At 72.6% G+C, this 8,269-nt stretch carries 5 protein-coding genes; all 5 read right to left on the bottom strand.

What is annotated here, in order from left to right; all coding sequences use genetic code 11:
• Positions 1 to 1,060 (bottom strand): condensation domain-containing protein (locus H1A17_RS24885; protein ID WP_194823024.1); only part of this gene is annotated, 1,060 nt, incomplete at its 3' end.
• 34 nt (positions 1,061 to 1,094) lie between these two features.
• Positions 1,095 to 2,435, bottom strand: coding sequence for an MATE family efflux transporter (locus H1A17_RS24880; RefSeq protein ID WP_194823023.1), 1,341 nt, complete (start codon positions 2,433 to 2,435; stop codon positions 1,095 to 1,097).
• Between the two features lie 21 nt (positions 2,436 to 2,456).
• Positions 2,457 to 6,047, bottom strand: a complete 3,591-nt coding sequence (locus tag H1A17_RS24875) for a type I polyketide synthase (protein ID WP_194823022.1) — start codon at positions 6,045 to 6,047, stop codon at positions 2,457 to 2,459.
• A gap of 8 nt (positions 6,048 to 6,055) precedes the next feature.
• Complete coding sequence (locus tag H1A17_RS24870; RefSeq protein ID WP_194823021.1) at positions 6,056 to 6,898, bottom strand: acyltransferase domain-containing protein; 843 nt, start codon at positions 6,896 to 6,898, stop codon at positions 6,056 to 6,058.
• An 11-nt stretch (positions 6,899 to 6,909) separates the two neighbouring features.
• Complete coding sequence (locus H1A17_RS24865; protein ID WP_194823020.1) at positions 6,910 to 8,025, bottom strand: ACP S-malonyltransferase; 1,116 nt, start codon at positions 8,023 to 8,025, stop codon at positions 6,910 to 6,912.
• Positions 8,026 to 8,269: the final 244 nt, after the last annotated feature.

Genomic DNA, 8,269 nt, shown 5'->3' with positions numbered 1-8,269 from the left:
CGGCGGCGGCGCGGGCCACCTGGGCGGCGGCGCGGCCGTCGTGGCGGGCGTGCCGCATCGCCGCCCCCATCGCGGCACGGGCGTGCCCGACCAGGTCACCGACGGTGTCGCCGGACACCTCCATGGCGGTACGGACGGCCTGGTTGAGGCTGGTCACGGTGTACCGCAGCTCCGGTTCCACCCGGTTGCTCTGCATGATGTCCAGCGGGTAGACCGGCGTGGCGCAGAACGTGCGCACCAGCGCGTTGGTGACGGCCAGCAGGGTGACCGACGTGGTGGTGCGCAGTCGTCGGGCGGCCAGCCGCAGGGCCACGGCGGCGGCGTCGGAGGCGAGTTCACCGCGCCAGTACCGGGGGTCGGCCGGGGTGACCCGCTCGGGCAGGGGCGCGACCGGTAGGCGGCGCAGCTGCTGACGCAGGTACGCCAGCGCGTCGACGTTGCGGCGTTGCCCGTCCGGGGAGCGTTCGAAGACGGCCAGGTCGACCGGCTGCACCGCCGGTCGGGCCGGCGGTGGGGCGTCCCCGTCGGTCCTGGCCCGCAGCAGCGCGGCCAGCTCGGCGGCCAGGAGGTCCGCGCCGAGATGGTCGGCCGCCAGGTGGGACACGGCGAACATCAGCAGCACGGGGATGCCCTCGTGGGTGGCGACCGCGAACCGGATCGGCAGCTCGGTGTCGTGGGCGAACGGGCGGGTGCCGGCCCGACGCAGGCAGTCGGCGACGATGTCGGCGAAGCTGACCGGGTCACCGTCGGGCCGGTCGACGACCTCGACGGTGACGACGCCCTCGCCGAGCACGTGCTGGCCGCCCTGGCCGTCGACCCCAGCCGGGAAGAGCGTCCGCAGCGACTCGTGCCGCCTAAGCAGGTGGGACAGCTGTGCCAGCACGTCGTCGACCTCGAGCAGCAGGGGTACGGGCAGCCACCGGGTCAGCACGAAGAACGGCTTCATCTCCGGCAGCCACCGGCGTAGGACGTCCCAGGTGCCCTGCTGGCCCCAGGTCAGGTGGGCGGTCCGGCTGCGGCCCGCGTGGAACGTCACCTCGGCGGTGCGGTGGTTGATCAATGGGTGGTCCTCACGGGCTGGGATGGACGGGGCATCAGGTAGCGGCGGGCACCGCCGCCGGGGCGGGCCGGACGAACAGCACCCGCCGCAGGCAGAACACGCTGTAGGTCAGCCCGGCGGTCCAACTGGCCACCACCGCCCACATCACGGCGTCGATGCCGAACGGCCCGTTCAGCAGCCAGGCGAAGGGGATCTGCACGGCGACGAAGGCGATCAGCGTGCAGATCAGCGGCGCGGTCGTCCGGCCGGCGCCGTTGAGGTAACCGTGGATGACCACCATGGCGGTGTAGAGGAGCAGGAAGGGATAGATGATCGTCAGGTAGCGTCCGGTCAGTTCCCGGGTGGCCGGATCGTCGGTGAACAACGCGGCGAGCGGGGCGCGGGCGACCAGCACCACCCCGGCGACCAGCACCGACAGCACGGCCGTCAACCGCAGCGTGCGCAGCAGCCCGTCACGGGCCCGGGCCAGGTCCCCCGCGCCGAGGTTCTGGGCGGCGAAGGCGGTCACCGCGCCGGAGAAGTCGAGGAACAGGATGCCGGTGAACAACTCGATCCGGGAGACGATCGTGAACGCGGCGAGGACCACCTCCCCGTAGGACTGGATGATCCCGACCAGCACCATGATCCCGAGGGCGAGCACGATGTGCTGGCTGGCCAGGGGCAGGCCCAGCCGGGCGGCGTCGACGAGTTCCCGGCGGACCGCAGGCCGTGGCCCGCCGCGCCGCACCGGGTGGGCGCGCGCCGCCCAGACCAGCCCGACCACCAGGGCGACCGTGCTGGCCACGGCGGTGGCCAACGCCGCGCCGACCACACCCCCGTCGAGGACGGCGACGAAGACCAGCACCAGGACGACGTTGGCGATGCTGCCGACGCCCTGCACCCACATCGCCGACCGGGAGTCACCCAGCCCGCGGAAGTAGGCGCTGACCGCGGCGCTGCCGAAGATCCCGGGGAAGCCGAGCGCCAGGGTGCCGAAGAACCGGGCCGAGTCGGCGGCGAGCCGCCCGTCGATTCCCATCACCGCCAGCGCCGGATCGACAAGGAGCGTCGCCAGGACGACACAGCCGGCGGCCCAGACGACCGTGAGGAGGGTGAGCGCGGCGACCACGTCGCGGCGACGGTCGACCTGCTGGCCACCGGTCAGGTGGGCCAACCGGATGGTGAACGCCGTGCCCAGCCCGATGAACATGGCGTTGAGCAGATAGAACAGGGGCCCGCAGGCGCCCACCACGGCCAGCCCCTCGACCCCGACGTAACGGCCGACGACGACGCTGTCGACCAGCAGGTAGCCCTGTTGCAGCAGGTTCGCCGCGGTCAGCGGCAGGGCGAAGCCGACGATGCGCCGCAGCGCCGGCCCGGTAGTCATGTCCGACATGCCACCCTCCGATCGGTGTCGTCAGGCGGCGGCGTCCGCGAAGGCGACCAGGTCCTCGACGTGGTACGCGATCTCGGCGACGGTCCGGTCGGCGAGCAGGTCCGCGACGTCGTACTGCACGTCGTGCCGCACGGCGATGGTGTTGGCCACCGAGGCGGCCATGATGGAGTCGCCGCCCAGGTCGAAGAAGTCCGCCTCCACGTCGAGCGTCGGATAGCCGAAGGCGAGGGCGAGGCACTGCGCCACGGACCGCTCGACGTCGGTGTACCCACCGTCCGGCCGGCCCTCCAGCTCGACACCGACCGCGTCGACGGTGGCCCGGATCTTGTCGGCGGCCTGCCGCAGCCGCTGCTCCAACGCCTGCATCTCCCGGTCGACCTTCGCGTCGATCTCGGCGGAGAGCCGCACGTCGTAGGAGCGCAGCAGGTGGATCAGCTCCCCCCGGTAGTGCAGCTCCCCGGCGAACAGCCGGGACCGGCCGGAACGCAGGCCCGCGTCGAGGACCTCCAGCCCGACCCGGGTGGGCAGGGCCCGGAACATGGTGTCGCCGCTGGTGCCGTGGTCGACGGCCATGCCGATCTCCTTCCACGCGACCCAGTCCAGCGCGATCACGTGGGTCGACCCGCCGGCCTGGCTGCGGGCCACGTTGTCCAGGTAGTAGTTGGCCGCCGCGTAGTCGGCCTGGCCGGGGGCGGGGAACACCGACGCCACCGACGAGAAGTGCACGACGAAGTCCGGCCGGTCGTCCCGGGTGAGCTGGTCGAGCAGGAACGCGGCGTGCAGCTTCGCCCGGACCACCGCGTCGAAGTCGGCGAGGTCCCGGAACATGACGGTGCTGCCACCGGGCAGGCCGGCGGCGTGCACGATGCCGTCGATGCGGCCGTGCCCGCCCCGGGCGTCGGCCACGGCGGCGGCCAGCGCGTCCGGGTCACCGGCGTCGGCGGCGACCACCCGGACCCGGGCACCGAGTTCCTCCAGCTCCCGCACCGCGCGTACCCGTGCGGCACGGGCGTCGCCGGCCGGCGCGGACAGCAGGTCCGGCCACTGGTCGCGCGGCGGCAGGCCGGACCGGCTGAGCAGCACCAGGGTCACGTCGGGCTGCCGGGTGGCGAACGCGTGGGCGACGGCCAGGCCGAGCGCGCCGGTGCCGCCGGTGACCAGGTAGGTGCCGCCCGGCCGCAGGTAGCTCTGCGGGCCGTCGGTGTCGACCTGTGGCACCTCGACGAAGACCTCGTGCAGGCGTCGGCCGTCGCGCCACAGGAACACCCCGCGTTCGGGGGAGAGGATCTCCGCCCGGACCGCGTCGGGCGACACGCCCGGGTCGACGTCGAGGTGGGTGACCCCGAGGTACGGGTACTCCCGGCCGATGACCTTGCCGAAGCCGACCAGCGCGCCGTTCTCGACCACCACGTCGGGTTCGGCGTCGTGGGCGCAGACCGCGCGCCGGGTGAGCACCGTCAGCTCCAGCTTGACGCCGGCCGCCATCAACGCCTTGGTCAGCTGGAACAGGCTGTGCAGGTTCTTGCCGGTCCGCAGGTCGAGTTCGGCGAGGTCGGCGGCGGGGGTGGCGTCGAAGCCGAGCGCGTGCACCAGGTGGGTGATGCCGTCGTCGTCGACCAGCCGGGCGATCTCGGCGAAGGAGTCCGCCGAGCGGGCGTCGAAGGGCGCGCCGCCGGGGCGTACCGGCTCGCCGAGCCGCAGCACCCGCAGGTCGTCCAGTCCGGTCGCGGCGAGCAGTTGCCCGGCGTCGGTGTCCGGGTCGACCAGGGCCAGCACCCGCGCCCCGGGCGTCGGCGACGCCGGGTCGGCGGCGGGGGCGAACACCACGTCGTGGGTGACGGGGTGCTCCTCGTCGACGGTGCCCAGGGACAGCTGCGCCCGCCAGGTGTCGGGGAACTGCACCCACGCGGGGGTGGTGTCGAAGGCGTACCCGGGAAGGCGGACGATCCGGCGGCGGCCGTCGGAGAGCCGCCGCCAGTCCACCGGCGCGCCGGCCAGGTAGCGGCGGGCCTCGTCGCCGAGCGGGCCGTCCGGCGGCGGCGACGCCCCGTCGGCCAGCGAGGCGACCAGTTGCCGGCGCAGGTCGGCGACGTCGTGGACGACGAACGCCGCCCGGTGCCGGTGCCCGCTGCGGGAGACCTGGCTGGTGTGGCAGACGTCGGCGATGTCGACCCCGTCGAGGCCGGCGGCGTCGATGAACCGCACGTACCGCTCACCGAGGCGGACCAGGGACTTCAGGGTGGCCGCGCTGAGGGTGAACAGGAACGGCCCCGGGCCGGCGGGGGCCGCCGGTGTCTCGGCGACGTGCTCCTCCAGCACGACGTGGGCGTTGGTGCCGCCGAGGCCGAAGGCGCTGACCCCGCAGCGCCGTGGGCCGTCGGGGGACTCCCACGGCCGCAGGCTGGTGGAGACGTACAGCGGCCCGGCGGCGAAGTCGAGCTTCGGGTTGGGGTTCTTGAAGTTGGCCTGCGGCGGGATCATCCGGTTGCGCAGCACCGCGATGGCCTTGATCAGACCGATGACGCCGGAGCCCTCGAACAGGTGCCCCACGTTCGCCTTGACGGTGCCGACCGCGCAGAACCCCCGGTCGCCGGTGTACCGGGCGAAGGCGCGTTTCATCCCCTCGTGCTCGATCGGGTCACCGACCCGGGTGGCGGTGCCGTGGGCCTCCAGGTAGCCGAGGGTCCGGGGGTCGACGCCCGCGTTGCGCCAGGCGGCGTCCAGCAGGTCGGCCTGCGAGTCGGAGTCGGGGTTGGTGATGCCCTCGGTGTTGCCGTCGTGGTTGACGGCGCTGCCCTTGATGACGGCGTAGATCCGGTCGCCGTCCGCCACCGCCTGCGACATCCGCTTGAGGACGACCGCACCGGACCCCTCGCCGAAACCGGTGCCGTCGGCGGCCTCGTCGAAGGTGCGGGTGACCCCGTCGGAGGACTCGATGCCGATGTTGGAGTGCGGGTGCTTGACGGGGGAGAAGACGATCCGGGCGCCGCCGACCACCGCCATCTCGCAGTCCCCGGCGAGCAGCGCGTTCTTGGCCTGGTGCACGGCGACCAGGGTGGCCGAGCAGGCGGTGTCCACCACCAGGCTCGGGCCGCGCAGGTCCAGCAGGTGCGACAGCCGGTTCGCCAGCATCGCCGGGATGTTGCCGGTGATGGCCTGCTGGCCGTTGTTCGGGTCGACGCGGCAGATGTAGTCCAGATAGGTCGATCCGGGGTTGACCGCGAAACCGACGAACACGCCTGTCCGGCTGCCCCGGAGCCGGTCGAAACCGTAACCGGCGTCCTCGAAGGCGAGGAACATGGCGCGCATGACCATTCGGTGGTGCGGGTCGGTCAGCGTGGCCTGCCGGGGGTTCATTCCGAAAACGGTGTGGTCGAAGGTGTCGACCTCGTCGAGGAAACAACCGTTGTGGTATTCGACGTCGGGCTCGGTCACCGGTTCGATGCTCGTCGCCCGGAGATACCTGATGTATTCGGCCAGCTTTTCCCGGCGGTTCGTGGGAAACGGTCGGGTGAGGCTCGCCCCGGAACTGATGATCTGCCAGAAGGTGTCGAGGTCGTCGGCCCCGGGCACCTCGACCGACAGGCCGACGACCGCGATATCCGTGTCCATGCGGTGAATCACCTCTCCGCGATGCGGGTGAGAAATGCGCTGAGGGTCTTGCCGTTGACCTCGTCGAACCCGGTGACACCGGCCGCGCGCAGGGTGGTGACCGCCCGGACCCACTCCACGGGGGTGGACAGTTGCCGGGCGAGCAGTTCGGCGGCGCGGTCGGTGTCGAAGACGTCCCCGGTGACCCCGGAGACCACGGGGGTGTGCCCGGGGGCGAAGTCGCAGCCGTCCAGGACGGCCCGGAACCGCTGCTCCGCCGACGCCATCAGCGGGGTGTGGAAGGGGCCGCTGACGTTGAGCGGGACGACCCGTGCCCCGGGCAGCGCGCCGATCGCCTTGGCGGCGACGGCGAGTTCGGCGCGATCCCCGGCGATCGTGCTCTGGGTGTCGGCGTTGAGGTTCGCCACGAACACCCGGGGCAGGCCGGTCTCGGTCAACGCCCGCCGGACGAACGACACCGGCAGGCCCTGCACCGCCGACATGCCCCCACCCGTGACCTGGGACATCAGCTCGGCCCGCCGGTCGACCAGCCGCAGGGCGGCGTCGAGGTCGAGCACCCCGGCGGCGACCAACGCGTTGTACTCGCCGAGGCTGTGGCCGGCGAAGTACCGGTAGTGCCCGGGTCGTTCGGCGGTCACCTGCTGGGCCAGCAGGGCGTTGACGAAGAACACCGCGGGTTGGGCGTAGCGGGTGTCGCGCAGGCGTCGGTGCGGGTCCCGGGTGCACAGCTCCTCGATGGACCAGCCGAGGATCTCGTCGGCCCTGGCGGTGGCCTCGGGGAACAGGCCGAACAGGTCGGCGCCCATGCCGCGGCGCTGCACCCCCTGGCCCGGGAAGAGTAGACAGTGCACGTGGTGTCCTTTCACGGTCGCCGGGAGGCTCGTCGGATCGACTCGAAGCGCAGCGTCCGGCCGCCGAGGCACTCCCGGGTGAACCGGCGGGCGGCGGGGCCGGGGCCGCAGTCCAGCACCGTGGTGATCCCCGCGTCGGTGACGGCGTGGACGCTGGCGGTCGCCCAGTCGACCGGGCGGACCAGCACCTGGTCGACGAACTCGTCGAGCAGGTCGGCGTCGGGCGGCAGGGTCCGGGGGGCGTCCGCCGCGTACACCGGTATCCGCAGCTCACCGGCGGCGGGCAGGGGGCCGACGAAGGTCCGGTCCCGGCGTACCTCGTCGGCTGCGGCGGCCAGGTGCGGGCTGTGGAACGGCAGGGTGTTGGTGAGGAACGTCCACGTCGCCGCGCCGCTGCGGAACACCGCCTCGTGGTGGGCGTGGAAGTGCAGCAGGTCCTCGGTGTGCCCGCTGAGCACGCCGGTGGTGGGGGTGTTGACCAGGCCGACCGCTACCGACCGTCCGGTGTCCCGCCGGTAGCGGTCGACCAGGGCGGCGAGATCCGCCCGGGAGGGGCCGCTGACCAGCGCCATCGGGCCGGGTCGCTGACGTGGGTCGCCAGCGCTGGCGTACCGCTCGGCCAGTTCGGTGGGGACCTGGCGGCCGGTGGTGGCCTGGTGCCCCCGGGCGAGGCTCAACGCGACCAGCTTGAGCGAGGTCTCGGCGAGGGCGAGGAAGGCGTCCGTCCGCTTCGGCCGCAGGCCGGCGACGATGGCCGCCTGGAGCCCGATGCTGTGCCCGATGGCGGCGGTGACGGTGTCGAGGGCGGCCCGCCGGGGTTGCAGGTCGCACAGCTGGATCAGGTGGACGCAGATCCCGGCGACGACCGAGTCGTCGGTGCCGGTGGGCGGCGCGGTGGCGGGGGCGGTGAACCACCGGCGCAGCCGGCTCCCGGCGGGGACGGCCGGTTCGGGTACGCCGCCGAGATGCTCCCGCAGGTCGTCGAGGGCCCGGAACATGCGGTCGAAGAAGAGCGCGTTCTCCGGTTGCGCGTGCAGCGCTCCGAGGGTGGGCAGCAGATTTCCCTGGTGACCACCTATTCCGTCGAAAAGGGCCAGGGTGCGCCAGGAAGGGGTGAGCATTTCCACGGGGATTCCTTGCTGGTCGGGCGGAATATGTGCGCGGTTGACCCGACGCGACGGGCAGCGGAAAGGATGCGTCGATTGCCGACGGCTGGCTGCTGATTCTGGCGGTGTTTATCTCGTCCGGCGGAACTTGCACCGCGAACAATATGCGACCCATCGCGCACGGTCAATAGTTCGGTCGCGCTGCGCGATATGTCGGCCGGTGAACGGCCGTTTTGGCAGCTCAGTCGGCTTTGCCTGGGCGGAG

Source organism: Micromonospora sp. S-DT3-3-22 (assembly GCF_015354745.1).
GTDB lineage: Bacteria > Actinomycetota > Actinomycetes > Mycobacteriales > Micromonosporaceae > Micromonospora > Micromonospora wenchangensis.
The sequence above is the reverse complement of the archived record's forward strand: the minus strand, read 5'-3'. Positions and strand labels throughout refer to the sequence as shown.